This is a genomic window from Thauera humireducens, from assembly GCF_001051995.2.
Classification (GTDB): domain Bacteria; phylum Pseudomonadota; class Gammaproteobacteria; order Burkholderiales; family Rhodocyclaceae; genus Thauera; species Thauera humireducens.
This window is the reverse complement of the sequence record NZ_CP014646.1, coordinates 2,233,892-2,249,337: the sequence shown is the minus strand read 5'-3', so window position 1 is coordinate 2,249,337 and position 15,446 is coordinate 2,233,892. Positions and strand designations below refer to the sequence as shown.

General features: G+C 64.3%; 11 protein-coding genes and 1 rRNA gene. 5 read left to right on the top strand and 7 right to left on the bottom strand.

Translation table 11 applies throughout. The features are described from left to right. Window positions 1–11 precede the first annotated feature (11 nt). The 5 genes from AC731_RS10575 to AC731_RS10555 all read right to left on the bottom strand — a co-directional run bounded on the left by AC731_RS10575 (window position 12) and on the right by AC731_RS10555 (window position 6,061). Complete coding sequence (locus tag AC731_RS10575; RefSeq protein WP_048705918.1) at window positions 12–932, bottom strand: mechanosensitive ion channel family protein; 921 nt, start codon at window positions 930–932, stop codon at window positions 12–14. A 111-nt stretch (window positions 933–1,043) separates the two neighbouring features. After that, entirely contained in the window at window positions 1,044–1,343 is a 300-nt protein-coding gene (locus AC731_RS10570; RefSeq protein WP_048705915.1) for an acylphosphatase, read from the bottom strand. Next, window positions 1,336–3,027, bottom strand: coding sequence for a SulP family inorganic anion transporter (locus tag AC731_RS10565; protein ID WP_048705913.1), 1,692 nt, complete (start codon window positions 3,025–3,027; stop codon window positions 1,336–1,338). The genes AC731_RS10570 and AC731_RS10565 overlap by 8 nt, the downstream gene beginning before the upstream one ends. Before the next feature lie 162 nt (window positions 3,028–3,189). Next, a complete protein-coding gene (metG, locus tag AC731_RS10560) occupies window positions 3,190–5,358 on the bottom strand; it encodes a methionine--tRNA ligase (protein WP_048705911.1) in 2,169 nt (722 codons plus the stop codon). Between the two features lie 109 nt (window positions 5,359–5,467). Beyond that, window positions 5,468–6,061, bottom strand: a complete 594-nt coding sequence (locus AC731_RS10555) for an OmpA family protein (RefSeq protein ID WP_004260905.1) — start codon at window positions 6,059–6,061, stop codon at window positions 5,468–5,470. A gap of 219 nt (window positions 6,062–6,280) precedes the next feature. On the opposite strand from AC731_RS10555, the gene apbC reads away from it, so the two are divergent. The 3 genes from apbC to AC731_RS10540 all read left to right on the top strand — a co-directional run bounded on the left by apbC (window position 6,281) and on the right by AC731_RS10540 (window position 10,496). Next, entirely contained in the window at window positions 6,281–7,372 is a 1,092-nt protein-coding gene (gene apbC / locus AC731_RS10550) for an iron-sulfur cluster carrier protein ApbC (protein WP_048705908.1), read from the top strand. Window positions 7,373–7,537: 165 nt separating this feature from the next. Continuing rightward, a complete protein-coding gene (dcd, locus tag AC731_RS10545; RefSeq protein ID WP_048705906.1) occupies window positions 7,538–8,104 on the top strand; it encodes a dCTP deaminase in 567 nt (188 codons plus the stop codon). 148 nt (window positions 8,105–8,252) lie between these two features. Continuing rightward, the gene (locus AC731_RS10540; protein ID WP_004260892.1) at window positions 8,253–10,496 is read left to right on the top strand and encodes an arginine/lysine/ornithine decarboxylase; all 2,244 of its coding nucleotides are present in this window, start codon (window positions 8,253–8,255) and stop codon (window positions 10,494–10,496) included. Window positions 10,497–10,569: 73 nt separating this feature from the next. Here the strand turns inward: AC731_RS10540 and AC731_RS10535 are convergent, their stop codons facing one another. Then, window positions 10,570–11,067, bottom strand: a complete 498-nt coding sequence (locus AC731_RS10535) for a dihydrofolate reductase (protein WP_048705903.1) — start codon at window positions 11,065–11,067, stop codon at window positions 10,570–10,572. Continuing rightward, a complete protein-coding gene (locus AC731_RS10530; protein ID WP_048705901.1) occupies window positions 11,064–11,858 on the bottom strand; it encodes a thymidylate synthase in 795 nt (264 codons plus the stop codon). Before AC731_RS10530 ends, AC731_RS10535 begins: the two co-directional genes overlap by 4 nt. Window positions 11,859–12,119: 261 nt before the next feature. Between AC731_RS10530 and AC731_RS10525 the strand changes: the two genes are divergently transcribed. After that, window positions 12,120–13,448: a hypothetical protein gene (locus tag AC731_RS10525; RefSeq protein WP_048705900.1), complete on the top strand. Its 1,329-nt coding sequence runs from the start codon at window positions 12,120–12,122 to the stop codon at window positions 13,446–13,448. Window positions 13,449–13,852: 404 nt separating this feature from the next. Further along, a 16S ribosomal RNA gene (locus AC731_RS10520) occupies window positions 13,853–15,390 on the top strand. Window positions 15,391–15,446 lie beyond the last annotated feature (56 nt).

Here is a 15,446-nt window from a genome sequence, read left to right as displayed (position 1 = left end):
CAGGCGCAGCGTCAGGGGCATGTTTCGATCCGGTCGGCGTTGCACACGGGGCACGCGGGCGGGACCTGCATGAGCGGCGTGCCCCGGGCGCGCAGCGCCGCATCGACCAGGCTGAAGACCTCGTTGCGGCAGACCGGCTCGCGGTCGTGCTGCGGCACCCAGTATTTCACTTGGTAGGTGACGCCCTGCGGGCCGTAATTCACCACCTGGACCTCGGGTGCCTTTTCGCCGACGATGTTCTCGGCCTGCTGCAGGGCCTCGAGGATCAGCGCCTTGGCGTCCGCCACCGCCAGGGTCACCGGCAGGGTGAGTTCGGCATGGTCGCGGTACTCCTTGCGTGGCGCGCTGAAATTGGTGATGCGCTGGCGCGAGATCTGGCTGTTGGGCAGGATCACATAGGTGCTGTCGCGGGTGACCAGTCGTGTCGTCCGCCAGCCGATCTCCTGTACCCGGCCCTGGGCCAGGGTCTCGATCCGCACCCAGTCGCCCATGCGGAACGGCGCCTCGATCCCGAGGGCGATGCCCGACAGCGTGTCCGCGACCACGTTGCGGATGGCGAAGCCGAGCACCGCCAGCACCAGGCCCGAGCCGGTGAGAATGCCCGACAGGTCTTGGCGGAACAGCAATGACAGGGAGACCAGCAGCGCCAGCGCGTACAGGAACACCCTGAGCAGATCGAGCAGCACCTTGGGCACCGGCCTGTGCCCCTTGCGGCGTTGCGAAAGCCGCGCAGCCGCCAGCGAATGCATGAGATGGGCGCCGGTGAACGTCGCCAGGGCGATGGCCGCGTTGCGCACTGCGTCGGACCATTCCTCGAGCGCAAGGCCCGGCGGCAGCAAGCCCAGCAGCGGCTCCGCGAACACGGCCGTCAGTACCAGCAGGACGAGACCGGTTGCGTTGCGCAGCCAGGGCGCAGACTCGGGAACCTTCATGACGCCCCTTTCGACGAAGTGAAAGGCGATTGAATGCCTTTTGTTTTCAGAGGCTTGGCATTATAGCAGGACGCCGGGCGGGCGGCGTGGGCGCTCCGGCGTCAGGGGCGCTCAGCACGTGGGCCGTTGCTCGAAGCCTTCGGTCGGTTCCTCGTCGGCCGTACTGATCTCGATGCGCAGCACCTGGGCCTTCGGCGGGCCGATCTGCGCCCAATCGATGAATGCGTCGATCGCGGCTTGCAGGCCGATGACCAAGGCTTCCACGCTGCCGTCGTGACGGTTGCGCACCCACCCGCGCAGGCCCAGCCGACGGGCTTCGGCCTGCGCGCTGGCGCGATACCACACCCCTTGCACCCGCCCTTGGATGCTCAGGTGGCGGGCGACGATCTCGATGTCCTCGTCTTCAGGCATAGGCGATCTCCGGGTTCTGGCCGCTGAGCCACTGGGCGCGCAGCAGCGCGTCGGTGATGTTGGCGGTGACGTTCTCGTCACCGAGGCGCTCCATGAAGCCGGAACGGAACACCAGCGAGCCGGGCTGCGAGTTCAGACCGCACAGGATGAGGTGCGCGCCGCGTTTCTGCAGGTTGCGGTGCAGGGTCTGCAGGATGTCGAGGCCGGTGGTGTCGAGGCTGATGACCTTGTCCAGGTCGAGGATCACCACGTCCGGGTGGCCGTCCTGCATCAGCAGCAGGTTCTCCAGCTTGTTGGCAGCGCCGAAGAACAGGCTGCCGAACAGCTTGTAGGCGAGGATGCGCGGGGTGCCGTCTTTACGGCTCATGGCCTCGGTGCCGTAATGTTCCTCCAGCGGCACGCGCTCGATGCGGGTCAGGTCCGACATGCGGTAGATGAAGAACAGGCTCGCCAGCACCATGCCCAGTTCCACCGCGAGCGTCAGGTCGAACACCACGGTGACGAAGAAGGTGCCGAGCAGGATCGTGCGGTAGTTCAGCGAGTAGCGCGCCAGTTCGCTGGGCGCGAAGGCATGCCACTCGCCCATGTTGATCGCGACGATGACGACGATGGCCGACAGCGTGGCGAGCGGGATGGCGCTGGCCAGCGGCGCCAGCGCGAGGACGATGGCCAGCAGCACGCCGGCGTGCAGGATGCCGGCGACCGGCGTGTGGCCCCCGCTGCGGATGTTGGTCGCGGTGCGGGCGATGGCGCCGGTGGCGGCGAAGCCGCCGAACAGCGGTGCGGCGACGTTGGCAATGCCTTGCGCCATGAGTTCCTGGTTGGGGTCATGGCGGTCGTCGATCTGGCTGTCGGCGACGCGAGCCGACAACAGCGACTCGATCGCCCCTAGCAGCGCGATGGTGATGGCGGGCGTGACCAGCTTGCCCAGCGTGCCGAGGCTGAGTTCCGGCAGGCCGATGCGGGGCAGTTCCTGCGGGATGCCGCCGAAGCGGCTGCCGATGGTGTCCACCGGTAGCGCGAACAGGGCATTGAGCGCCGTCATGATGATCAGCACCGCCAGCGGGCCGGGCAGGCGCGCCATCCAGGGCACCTTCCTGGCCTGCCGGTTCCAGGCCAGCAGCACGGCGAGCGACGTGACGGCAACGGCAACGGTCGGCAGGTTGATCGTCGGCAACGCAGCCCACAGCGCGTCCATCTTGGCGAAGAACTCGCCGGGCAGGTTGTCGATCTCGAGGCCGAGGAAGTCCTTGATCTGCGAGATGAAGATGACGACCGCGATGCCGTTGGTGAAGCCGATGACGACCGACAGCGGGATGAAGCGGATCATGTTGCCCAGCCGCAGCGCACCCATCGCGAACAGCAGCACGCCGGACATCATCGTCGCGATCAGCAGGTTCTGCACGCCGTGGTCGGCGACGATGGCGTAGATGATCGGGATGAAGGCGCCGGTCGGGCCGCCGATCTGCACGCGCGAGCCGCCCAGCAGCGAGATGAGCAGCCCGGCGACGATGGCGGTCCAGATGCCGGCGGTGGGGGACATGCCCGAGGCGATGGCGAAGGCCATGGCCAGCGGTAGCGCGAGCACGCCGACGGTGATGCCGGCGGACAGGTCCTGCGTGAATCCGGCCCGGCCGTAGCCGGGCAGGGTGTCTAGGAGTTTGGGTCGGAACTGGATCTTCATGCTGTCTCCGCTTCGAATCGGGATGCGTTTCGTGCGGCCGCCCGGCAGGGCGGCATCAGGGAGACAGCCGCCCTCGACCTGCGCGATGCAGGATGATCCAGCGTTTCGAGGGCGTCAGCGGCATGGCCTCAGGGTTCCAGTGCCCGCGTGTGATTCAGCATGTCATTTCACCCGCATGCCCGGTTCGGCGCCCGCATCCGGCGACAGGATGTAGAGGCCGCCGGTCTTGCCTTCCGGGTCGGAGGCAGCCAGCACCATGCCTTCGCTCATGCCGAACTTCATCTTGCGTGGCGCGAGGTTGGCAACCATCACCGTCGTGCGTCCGATCAGCGTTGCCGGGTCGTAGGCCGACTTGATGCCAGCGAACACCTGGCGCGGCTTGGCGTTGCCGGCCTCGTCGGTCTCGCCGATGTCGAGTTGCAGGCGGATCAGCTTGTCGGCACCTTCGACGTGCTCCGCGTTGACGATGCGGGCGATGCGCAGGTCGACCTTGGTGAAGTCGTCGATCGAGATGTGGGGCGACGGCGTCTCGGCCGCCTGCGCGGTGTGCTGCTGCTTCTCGGCGTGGCGCTGCTGGGAGGAGGCCGCCTTGGCGTCCTTCACCGGGGCAGCGGCCGGCGCGAGCGATTCGCGGTTGGCCTCGAGCAGGGCGTCGATCTGCTTGCGCTCGACGCGGGTCATCAGGTGGCTGTAGGCCTGGATGGCGTGGCCGGCGGGCAGCGCTGCCCAATCACCCTGCCAGTCCATTGCGGGGATGGCGAGGAAGGCCTCGACCTGCGCGGCCAGCGCCGGCAGCACCGGCTTGAGATAGCGGGTGAGGTCGCGGAACATCGTCAGCGCGGTGCTGCACACGGCATGCAGATGGGCTTCCTGCCCTTCCTGCTTGGCGAGTTCCCACGGCTTGTGGTCGTTGACGTACTGATTGGCGACGTCGGCCAGCCGCATGATCTCGCGCAGTGCGCGGCTGTAGTCGAGCTCGTCATAGGCGGCGGCGATGCGGCCCTCGGTCCAGGCCGCGGCGAACTCGGCACAGGCGGCGGCATCGACCGCGCCCAGCTTGCCGTCGAAGCGCTTGCCGATGAAGCCGGCGCAGCGGCTGGCGATGTTCACGAACTTGCCGACGAGGTCGGAATTCACCTTGGCGATCATGTCGTCGAGGTTGAGGTCGACGTCTTCCATGGTGCCGTTGGATTTGCCCGCGAAGTAGTAGCGCAGCCACTCGGGGTTGAGCTTCTGCGCGATGTAGGAGTGCGCGGTGATGAAGGTGCCGCGGCTCTTGCTCATCTTGGCGCCGTCCACGGTGAGGAAGCCGTTGACGCACAGCTGGCTCGGCGTGTTGTAGCCGGCGAACTTCAGCATCGCCGGCCAGAACAGGGCGTGGAAATAGAGGATGTCCTTGCCGATGAAGTGCACCATCTCGGTGCCGGCTGCGGCGGCGCGGGCGGCGTCGGTGTAGTCCTCGACGGCAATCGCCTCGCCGGCGGCGGCGCGCTTCTCTGCGAGGTTGCGGAAACTGGCGAGGTAGCCGATCGGCGCGTCAAGCCAGACGTAGAAGTACTTGCCCGGCGCGCCCGGGATCTCGAAGCCGAAGTAGGGTGCGTCGCGCGAGATGTCCCAGTCCGAGAGCTTGTTCTCGCCTTCCTCGCCCAGCCACTCCTTCATCTTGTTGGCCGCTTCCGCCTGCAGGCGGCGTTCGCCAGCGGCGTTGGTGCCGTGCGTCCATTCGCGCAGGAAGGCGACCGCGCGCTCGTCCGAGAGGCGGAAGAAGTAGTGCTCCGAGGTCTTCAGCACCGGTTTGGCGCCGGACACCGCGGAGTAGGGGTTCTTGAGCTCGGTGGGGGCGTAGGCGGCGCCGCAGGCCTCGCAGTTGTCGCCGTACTGGTCGGCTGCGCCGCACTTGGGACACTCGCCCTTGATGAAGCGGTCGGGGAGGAACATCTCCTTGACCGGATCGTAGTACTGCTCGATCGAGCGTGTGTCGATGAGCCCGCCGCTCTTCAGCTTGCCGTAGATGTCCTCGGCGTAGAAGCGGTTCTCGGCGCTGTGCGTGGAGTGGTAATTGTCGAAGGCGACGCCGAAGGCGGTGAAGTCACGCAGGTGTTCGCCATGTACGCGGTTGATGAGCTGCTCGGGCGTCAGGCCTTCCTTCTCGGCGCGCAGCATGACCGGCGTGCCGTGGGTGTCGTCCGCACAGACGTAGTGCACCGAATGGCCTCGCATGCGCTGGTAGCGGACCCAGATGTCGGCCTGGATGTAGCCCACCAGGTGGCCGAGGTGGATGTCGCCATTGGCGTAGGGCAGGGCGTTGGTGACGAGAATCTTGCGGGGCATGGTCTGTTCGGCGCGAATCAAAGGATGCAAGTTTAACAAAGCGCAGGCAGGGCCGCCCCGCCGCTTGCGGGCATGCCCACTTCGGCCAGGGCACGCCATGCGGCATCAGTCAGGGCGTTGCACGCAGCAGCAGTTCGACGCGCCGGTTGCGCGCGCGCCCCTCTTCGGTGGCGTTGCCGGTGAGCGGGTCCGCCTCGCCACGGCCGTCGGCGGTGAGGCGCTCGGGCGCCACGCCACGCGTGGCCAGGTAGGCGACGACCGCTTCGGCGCGGTCGATCGACAGGCGCAGATTGATCATCTCGCTGCCCTGGCTGTCGGTGTGGCCGACGACCTTGATCGCGACGCCCGCCTCGCTGGCCAGGGAGGGCGCGATCGTGTCGAGTGCAGAGGCAAGCGAGGGGCGGATCACGGTGCTGCCGGAGGCGAAGCCGTCGGCCACCGGGATCTCGATCTTGAGGCCCTGCGCGTCGCCCGCGCCGACGGTGACGCCGGGAGCGTTGCGCGTTGCCTCGTTGAGCGTCTGGCGCAGGCGCGTCCAGTCGGGGGTGGGCGCAGGCTCGCGCACCAGGGCGTGGCGGTGGATCGGGTCGTCGGCTGCAGGAAGGACAGCCGAGGCGTCGGGCGTGCCCGGCGTGGCGCAGGCGGACATCAGCACTGCCGCGACGACGGGGGCAAGGAGCGACAGGTGGGGACGAAGGTTCATTGCAGCAGTTGATTCGTTGACGCGCGGCCAGGGTCCGCGCGGGCGGGTTCGGTCGGGGCGGTGAATGACCCGCAGGGCGTTGGCGCCCGCCGCTCGCGGCGCGGGTGGTCAGGGTTCGGGAAACCCTGATGGTAGCGCGGATGAGCGATCGCACGGGCTCCGGTATGATTCCGCAGTCTTCACCCCGCTGCGGGTGCTCCGATTATCGAGGAAAACGCGATGAGTCTTGACCAGCAAACCGTAACCGATGCGCTCAAGCAGGTGATCGACCCCAACACCGGCAAGGATTTTGTCTCCACCCGCTGCATCCGCAACCTGGCGGTGGATGGCGGCAATGTCGCCTTCGAGGTCGAGCTCGGCTATCCGGCGAAGAGCCAGCACGAGCCGATCCGGGCGCAGCTGGCGAATGCGCTGGCGGGGTTGCCGGGCATCGGCCGGGTGGACATCAAGGTCAACAGCAAGGTCGTGGCCCATGCGGTGCAGCAAGGCGTGAAGCTGCTGCCGGGCGTGCGCAACATCATCGCGGTGGCTTCGGGCAAGGGCGGTGTGGGCAAGAGCACGACCGCGGTCAACCTCGCGTTGGCGCTGGCGGCCGAAGGCGCGCGCGTCGGCATCCTGGACGCCGACATCTATGGCCCCTCGCAGCCGCAGATGCTGGGCATCGGCGACCAGCGGCCGATGTCGGACGACGGCAAGACCATGATTCCGCTCGAGGCCTACGGCATCCAGGCGATGTCGATCGGTTTCCTGATCGAGCAGGACACGCCGATGGTGTGGCGCGGCCCGATGGCGACGCAGGCGCTCAACCAGATGCTGAAGGACACGGCCTGGAACGACCTCGACTACCTCCTCATCGACATGCCGCCGGGCACCGGCGACATCCAGCTGACGCTGTCGCAGAGCGTGCCGGTGACCGGCGCGGTGATCGTCACCACGCCGCAGGACATCGCCCTGCTGGACGCGCGCAAGGGCCTGAAGATGTTCGAGAAGGTCGGAGTACCCATCCTCGGCGTGGTCGAGAACATGAGCATCCACATCTGTTCGAAGTGCGGTCATGAAGAACACATCTTCGGCCAGGGCGGCGGCGAGAAGATGTGCGCGGACTACAACATCCCCTTCCTTGGCGCGCTGCCGCTGGACATCCAGATCCGCTCCGAGGCCGACAGCGGCGCACCCACGGTGGTCGCCGATCCGGACGGGCGCATTGCCGGGATCTACAAACAGATCGCGCGCAAGGTGGCCGTGCGCATCGCCGAGAAGTCGAAGGACATGACGCACAAGTTCCCCAACATCGTCATCAAGAACAGCTGACCGGGCAGGTTGCTTTCCGCCCTGCAGCAAGAGCGCCGCGCCGGGGATATTGCGCTGCCGCACGATTTGTGCCGCAGAGTCTTTCCCCGCCGCGGCGCTTGTCCTACACTACGCGGCTTTTCCGACCGTCCGCCGGTCGCAACGCAACCGCTGGAACCCGCGCCCATGTCCATCAAGTCCGACAAGTGGATCCGCCGCATGGCCCAAGAGGCCGGCATGATCGAGCCCTTCGCGCCGGAACTGGTGCGCAGCAACGACAGCGGCCGCATCGTCTCGTACGGCACCTCGAGCTATGGCTACGACGTGCGCGTGGCGAACGAATTCAAGATCTTCACCAACATCAACTCCACCATCGTCGACCCCAAGGACTTCGATGCGCGCAACTTCGTCGATTTCACCGGCGACGTCTGCATCATTCCGCCGAACTCCTTCGCGCTGGCGCGCACGGTCGAGTACTTCCGCATCCCGCGCAGTGTGCTCACGGTGTGCCTGGGCAAGAGCACCTATGCGCGCTGCGGCATCATCGTCAACGTCACGCCGCTCGAGCCCGAGTGGGAAGGTCACGTGACGCTGGAGTTCTCCAACACCACGCCGCTGCCGGCCAAGATCTACGCCAACGAAGGGGTAGCGCAGATGCTGTTCTTCGAATCGGACGAGGTGTGCGAGACGTCCTACAAGGACCGCGGTGGCAAGTACCTCGGTCAGACCGGCGTCACGCTGCCGAAGATCTGATCGCCGACGCTCAGCAATCGGAATATGGGGCCGCCTGACGGCCCCTTGTGCTTTTCTCGATTCAATTTCAGTAACGCCCGGGCAATGATCCGGGGGTTACACTTCCGTTTTTTTCCGTCCCGCAAGGACCCCGCTGGAGACGACCAGGATGAGATTTCACTTCCCCATCATCATCATCGACGAGGATTTCCGTTCGGAGAACACCTCGGGGCTGGGGATTCGCGCGCTCGCCAAGGCGATCGAGGACGAGGGCATGGAGGTGCTGGGTGTTACCAGCTACGGCGACCTCACCTCGTTCGCGCAGCAGCAGAGCCGCGGCTCGACCTTCATCCTGTCGATCGACGACGAGGAGTTTTCCTCGCCCGAGGCTTCGGCCAAGGCCATTGCCGATCTGCGCGCCTTCGTCGTGGAGATCCGCTTCCGCAACGCCGACATCCCGATCTTCCTGCACGGCGAGACGCGCACCACGCGCCACATCCCCAACGATGTGCTGCGCGAGATGCACGGCTTCATCCACATGTTCGAGGATACACCGGAGTTCATCGCGCGCTACGTCGTGCGCGAAGCGAAGAACTACCTGGATTCGCTGGCGCCGCCCTTCTTCCGCGCGCTGGTGCACTACGCCGCCGACAGCTCGTATTCCTGGCACTGCCCGGGGCACTCCGGCGGCGTCGCCTTCCTGAAGAGTCCGGTGGGGCAGATGTTCCACCAGTTCTTCGGCGAGAACATGCTGCGGGCCGACGTGTGCAATGCGGTGGATGAGCTCGGCCAGCTGCTCGACCATACCGGCCCGGTCGCCGCCTCGGAGCGCAACGCGGCGCGGATCTTCAACTGCGATCATCTCTACTTCGTCACCAACGGCACCTCGACCTCGAACAAGATGGTGTGGCACACCACGGTGGCGCCCGGCGACATCGTCGTCGTGGACCGCAACTGCCACAAGTCCATCCTCCACTCGATCATCATGACCGGTGCGGTGCCGGTGTTCCTGACGCCGACGCGCAACCACTACGGCATCATCGGCCCGATCCCGCTGGAAGAGTTCTCGATGGAGAACATCCAGAAGAAGATCGAGGCCAATCCCTTCGCGCGCGAGGCCAAAAACAAGAAGCCGCGCATCCTGACGATCACCCAGTCGACCTACGACGGCGTGGTATACAACGTCGAGACCATCAAGGAGATGCTCGACGGCCAGATCGACACGCTGCACTTCGACGAAGCCTGGCTGCCGCATGCCGCCTTCCACGACTTCTACGGCGACTACCACGCGATCGGCGCCGACCGGCCGCGCTGCCGCGAGTCGATGGTGTTCTCGACGCAATCCACGCACAAGCTGCTGGCGGGCCTGAGCCAGGCCTCGCAGATCCTGGTGCAGGATTCGCAGACGCGCAAACTCGACCGCGACATCTTCAACGAGGCCTACCTGATGCACACGTCCACCTCGCCGCAGTACGCGATCATCGCGTCCTGCGACGTGGCGGCGGCGATGATGGAGGCGCCGGGCGGCCCCGCGCTGGTGAACGAGTCGCTGTCGGAAGCGGTCGAGTTCCGCCGCGCCATGCGCAAGGTCGATGCCGACTTTGGCGACGAAGAGTGGTGGTTCCAGGTCTGGGGGCCGGAGTTCCTCGCCGAGGAAGGCATCGGCAGTCGCGAGGACTGGACGCTGAAGGCAGGCGAGCGTTGGCACGGCTTTGGCAACCTCGCCGAGGGTTTCAACATCCTCGACCCGATCAAGGCCACGATCATCACTCCGGGCCTGAACATGGACGGCGACTTCGCCGAACATACCGGCATCCCGGCAGCGATCGTCACCAAGTACCTGGCGGAACACGGCATCATCGTCGAGAAGACCGGCCTGTATTCCTTCTTCATCATGTTCACGATCGGCATCACCAAGGGCCGCTGGAACACGATGGTGACCGAGCTGCAGCAGTTCAAGGACGACTACGACCGCAACCAGCCGCTGTGGCGCGTGATGCCGGAGTTCATCGCCAAGCACCCCCGCTACGAGCGCGTCGGCCTGAAGGACCTGTGCAATCAGATCCACAGCTTCTACAAGGACCACGACGTCGCGCGACTGACGACCGAGATGTACCTGTCGGACATGGTGCCGGCGATGAAGCCTGCGGACGCCTTCGCCAAGATGGCGCACCGCGAGATCGAGCGCGTGGTGCTGGATGAGCTCGAAGGCCGTGTCACCGCGATGCTGGTCACGCCTTACCCGCCGGGCATTCCGTTGTTGATCCCGGGCGAGCGTTTCAACGCGACGATCGTGCGTTACCTGAAGTTCGCGCGCGATTTCAACGCGCGCTTCCCCGGCTTCGAGACCGACATTCATGGTTTGGTCAAGGGCGAGGACGGGCGCTACCACGTGGACTGCGTCAGGGACTGAGTCGCGCTCATCCTGTGATGCCGAAAAGACAAGGGCCGCTGAAGCGGCCCTTGTCGTTCTTGCGGCAGGTGGATCAGCGGCGGCGGTACTCGACGAAGTCGAAGTCGAACTCGTTGTCCGCGTCCGCTGTGCGTGCATCGCGCCGCTCCTCGATGAAGTCCGAGCGGTCGAACAGAGGGAAGTGCGCGTCGCCCGGCACGTCGGCCCAGACTTCCGTCAGCTCGAGGCGATCGACGCGCGGGAACAGCGTGGCATAGAGCTGTGCGCCGCCGATCACGAACAGGCGTTCGGCTCCCGCGGCCGCCGCAATTGCCGCCTCCGGGTCGGTGAAGACCTCCGCCCCTTCCGGCTGGTAGGTCGCATCGCGGGTGACGACCAGATTGCGCCTTCCGGGCAGGGGGCGGCCCAGGGATTCCCATGTCCTGCGGCCCATCAGGATCGGATGCCCCATGGTGAGTGTGCGGAAATGCTGCAGGTCGGCCTTCAGGCGCCAGGGCAGGCCGTTGTCGCGGCCGATCACGCCATTGCGGGCGACTGCAGCGACGATCACGAGTTCGGGAAGGGTGCTCATACCGCCACCGGCGCCTTGATGTGGGGATGCGGGTCGTAGCCTTCGAGGCTGAAATCCTCGAAGCGGAAGCCGAAGATGTCCTTCACCGCCGGATTCATCCTCAGCGTCGGCAGTGCGCGCGGCTCGCGCGACAACTGCTCGCGGGTCTGCTCCAGGTGGTTCAGGTAGAGGTGGCAGTCGCCTCCCGTCCACACGAAATCGCCCGGTTCGAGCTCGCACACCTGTGCCACCATGTGCGTCAGCAGCGCATAGGATGCGATGTTGAACGGCACGCCGAGGAAGATGTCCGCACTACGCTGGTACAGCTGGCAGGACAGGCGTCCGTTGGCGACGTAGAACTGGAACAGGGCATGACAGGGCGGCAGTGCCATCCTATCCACTTCACCCGGGTTCCACGCCGAAACGATATGGCGGCGCGAGTCCGGGTTGCGTTTGATGCCTTCGACCAGCTTGGTGATCTGGTCGACCGTCGTGCCGTCCGCGGTTTCCCAGCGCCGCCACTGTTTTCCGTACACCGGACCGAGTTCGCCCTTCTCGTCTGCCCACTCATCCCAGATCGAGACGCCGTTGTCCTTCAGGTAGCGGATGTTCGTGTCGCCCTGAAGGAACCACAGAAGCTCGTGGATGATCGACCGCGTGTGCAGCTTCTTCGTGGTCAGAAGCGGGAAGCCGTCCTGCAGCCGAAAGCGCATCTGCCAGCCAAAGACGGACAGGGTGCCGGTTCCCGTCCGGTCGGTCTTGCGGTCACCGTGTTCGAGCACGTGACGCATGAGTTCAAGATACTGTCGCATGGTTGCAGGGTATGGACTGATGAGGTCGCAATGTTACACCGTCGGACGAACCGATTCGGCCGCGGCAGTGCCTCGTGTCTCGCTCTGCCGTGGCGCGCATCGACGGACCGTGGGTGCGGGGTGCAGGGAATAGCGTGTCTGCATATGCGCTGTGCTAGGCTTCGAGGCGGCTTCAGCGGCTGCCGTCGGTCGGGGCGACTGCCCCCGGCTTCTTCGGACCGGCCGGCCGTCAATTACCCTATCCTGCCTGGATGAACTCCGATGAACGCTAAGTTGCCTTTGGCATCTTGCGCCTCCAGCGAGGCCGATGACAGCGTGGCTGCCGCGCTCCGTGAACTCGCCGATCGCCTGTCAGTCGCCCTCTCCACCGTGGACCGCAATCCTGCGGTCGCGCTCGAGGGCGTCCTGCGCGCCGAGGATGAATTGCGTACGCTCATTGCAGGGGGCGGGCGTATCAAGGAGCTGAAGGGGGTTCGCTTGGCCACCCGGGCCCTGGCCGACGCATACTGGAGTCTGTTCGTGCAGGAAGGGCATGCAGTCTCGCGCTTGAGTGTCGCTGCGGCCTGCGCCGAAGCGCTGAAGTGGAATGCCCTGGGAGGCATGGCGCCGGATCCAATGCTTTGGGAGCGGCTGGGCAGTTTGTTGCGTTCCGAACTTGAGGCCGGGCTTTCGCTCATCGCCGGGGATCTCGAGTCCGTCGCCAAGCATTACTTGCGAGCGGTGTCTTATCACGCTGCCGCGCTCGATCAGATTGACCGGAGTCTGCTGGTTCCGGCTTGCCATCTGCTCGAGATGAGCCTTCCTTTCTTGGCGATGTCGCGGCGGGCGCCGCCCGCGCCTCACTACCTTGCCTTTCCCGAACTGGGTATGCCCCCGCGGCGTTGCCTCGTCGCGCCGCCGGAGGCTGCGTTCCATCTTTCGACGAAAGCGGCCGGAGAGTGGCTGCAAGGTCTGGCAGGCCGCCTGACCGAGGGGCTGAGCCCGGCGGCACTCGATCGGGGGCATCCACGCGAGTACCTTGCGGTTACGCAGCATCTGTTATGTCACTGGTCGGACGAGCCACCGGTGCGGAGAGCCAAGCGTCACCCGATGGCTGGCCGTGTGATTGTGGGGCGCGGTGTGGAGGAGTGCAGGCGACTGATTGCCGGTGAGGTCGATGCATCGGCGTCACGCTGGTCCGTTCTGGATGCCAGCCGTACGAGCATGGGTCTCGTCAGCGAGAGCGATTCGGCGATCGACTGCACATCCATCGGAGAACTGGTAGGCGTCCGGTTCGAAGATGCGGATCTGGTGCACCTCGGGCTGGTGCGACGCCTGCGCGTCGAGTCGGGCGGCGTCCGGTGCGGCCTGCAACTCGTGTCCCGCGCTGCGCGTACTGCGACGGTCGAGGACGGGCGCGCTCCGGCTGAGGTTCTGCTTTGCGGCCCCCTAGCCCGTGGCGAGGCAGCGAGACTGATTGCGCCCTCTGCCAGCGTGCTCCGTGACGATGCACTCTTCCTTCGGGCTGCGGCTGCCGTGTACAAGCTCCGCCCTCTCGAATCGTCGTGGGTAGGCCAGGGGTTTGCAATGAGGGTCTATCAACTGGGCTGACAGCTGCTCTGCGGGGCTGATCGATCCATAGATTTCTTTATTGTGAATTGATGTTGACGATGTTGTTTGTGTGTCTATAATGCGCACCTCTTTCAGCGCTGACGCGGTTTCTTCGGAAGCGGCGGCGGGGCTGGAAGGATGAGGCGGGAGCTTCGCCGGGGCTTTGGGTTGTTCGATGATTCGGGCGACGCGGTTAAAAAAGTTTCGGTGGATGCTTGACAGGTTGTGTGAAGTTGAACATAATCTCGCTTCTTCGCTGCCGGGTGGTAGCGGTTCTTTAAAAAATTGAACAACCGATAAGTGTGGGTGCTTGGTTGTTGTGGTCGGCAGCTTAGGCTGCTTGGTTTCGCAATGATTAGGTGCTCATGCTGATTAAGTCAGTATTTTGAGTACTTTGCTGGATTGAACTTAAGAGTTTGATCCTGGCTCAGATTGAACGCTGGCGGCATGCTTTACACATGCAAGTCGAACGGCAGCACGGGCTTCGGCCTGGTGGCGAGTGGCGAACGGGTGAGTAATGCATCGGAACGTGCCCATTTGTGGGGGATAACGCGGCGAAAGTCGCGCTAATACCGCATACGCCCTGAGGGGGAAAGCGGGGGATTCTTCGGAACCTCGCGCAATTGGAGCGGCCGATGTCAGATTAGCTAGTTGGTAGGGTAAAGGCCTACCAAGGCGACGATCTGTAGCGGGTCTGAGAGGATGATCCGCCACACTGGGACTGAGACACGGCCCAGACTCCTACGGGAGGCAGCAGTGGGGAATTTTGGACAATGGGGGCAACCCTGATCCAGCCATGCCGCGTGAGTGAAGAAGGCCTTCGGGTTGTAAAGCTCTTTCGGCCGGGAAGAAATCGGCGACTCTAACATAGTCGCTGGATGACGGTACCGGACTAAGAAGCACCGGCTAACTACGTGCCAGCAGCCGCGGTAATACGTAGGGTGCGAGCGTTAATCGGAATTACTGGGCGTAAAGCGTGCGCAGGCGGTTTTGTAAGACAGATGTGAAATCCCCGGGCTTAACCTGGGAACTGCGTTTGTGACTGCAAGGCTAGAGTACGGCAGAGGGGGGTGGAATTCCTGGTGTAGCAGTGAAATGCGTAGATATCAGGAGGAACACCGATGGCGAAGGCAGCCCCCTGGGCCTGTACTGACGCTCATGCACGAAAGCGTGGGGAGCAAACAGGATTAGATACCCTGGTAGTCCACGCCCTAAACGATGTCGACTAGTCGTTCGGAGCAGCAATGCACTGAGTGACGCAGCTAACGCGTGAAGTCGACCGCCTGGGGAGTACGGCCGCAAGGTTAAAACTCAAAGGAATTGACGGGGACCCGCACAAGCGGTGGATGATGTGGATTAATTCGATGCAACGCGAAAAACCTTACCTACCCTTGACATGTCTGGAACCTTGCTGAGAGGCGAGGGTGCCTTCGGGAGCCAGAACACAGGTGCTGCATGGCTGTCGTCAGCTCGTGTCGTGAGATGTTGGGTTAAGTCCCGCAACGAGCGCAACCCTTGTCACTAGTTGCCACCATTCAGTTGGGCACTCTAGTGAGACTGCCGGTGACAAACCGGAGGAAGGTGGGGATGACGTCAAGTCCTCATGGCCCTTATGGGTAGGGCTTCACACGTCATACAATGGTCGGTACAGAGGGTTGCCAAACCGCGAGGTGGAGCCAATCCCTTAAAGCCGATCGTAGTCCGGATCGTAGTCTGCAACTCGACTACGTGAAGTCGGAATCGCTAGTAATCGCAGATCAGCATGCTGCGGTGAATACGTTCCCGGGTCTTGTACACACCGCCCGTCACACCATGGGAGTGGGTTTCACCAGAAGTAGGTAGCTTAACCTTCGGGAGGGCGCTTACCACGGTGAGATTCATGACTGGGGTGAAGTCGTAACAAGGTAGCCGTATCGGAAGGTGCGGCTGGATCACCTCCTTTCAAGAGAAAAGGCCGCGTACGGCCAAGTATCCACAACTTATCGGTTGTTCAGACCA

Coding starts and splice junctions, on each gene's coding strand:
- AC731_RS10575 (WP_048705918.1), bottom strand. CDS start 932: ATGAAGGTTCCCGAGTCTGCGCCCTGGCTGCGCAACGCAACCGGTCTC.
- AC731_RS10570 (WP_048705915.1), bottom strand. CDS start 1,343: ATGCCTGAAGACGAGGACATCGAGATCGTCGCCCGCCACCTGAGCATC.
- AC731_RS10565 (WP_048705913.1), bottom strand. CDS start 3,027: ATGAAGATCCAGTTCCGACCCAAACTCCTAGACACCCTGCCCGGCTAC.
- metG (WP_048705911.1), bottom strand. CDS start 5,358: ATGCCCCGCAAGATTCTCGTCACCAACGCCCTGCCCTACGCCAATGGC.
- AC731_RS10555 (WP_004260905.1), bottom strand. CDS start 6,061: ATGAACCTTCGTCCCCACCTGTCGCTCCTTGCCCCCGTCGTCGCGGCA.
- apbC (WP_048705908.1), top strand. CDS start 6,281: ATGAGTCTTGACCAGCAAACCGTAACCGATGCGCTCAAGCAGGTGATC.
- dcd (WP_048705906.1), top strand. CDS start 7,538: ATGTCCATCAAGTCCGACAAGTGGATCCGCCGCATGGCCCAAGAGGCC.
- AC731_RS10540 (WP_004260892.1), top strand. CDS start 8,253: ATGAGATTTCACTTCCCCATCATCATCATCGACGAGGATTTCCGTTCG.
- AC731_RS10535 (WP_048705903.1), bottom strand. CDS start 11,067: ATGAGCACCCTTCCCGAACTCGTGATCGTCGCTGCAGTCGCCCGCAAT.
- AC731_RS10530 (WP_048705901.1), bottom strand. CDS start 11,858: ATGCGACAGTATCTTGAACTCATGCGTCACGTGCTCGAACACGGTGAC.
- AC731_RS10525 (WP_048705900.1), top strand. CDS start 12,120: ATGAACGCTAAGTTGCCTTTGGCATCTTGCGCCTCCAGCGAGGCCGAT.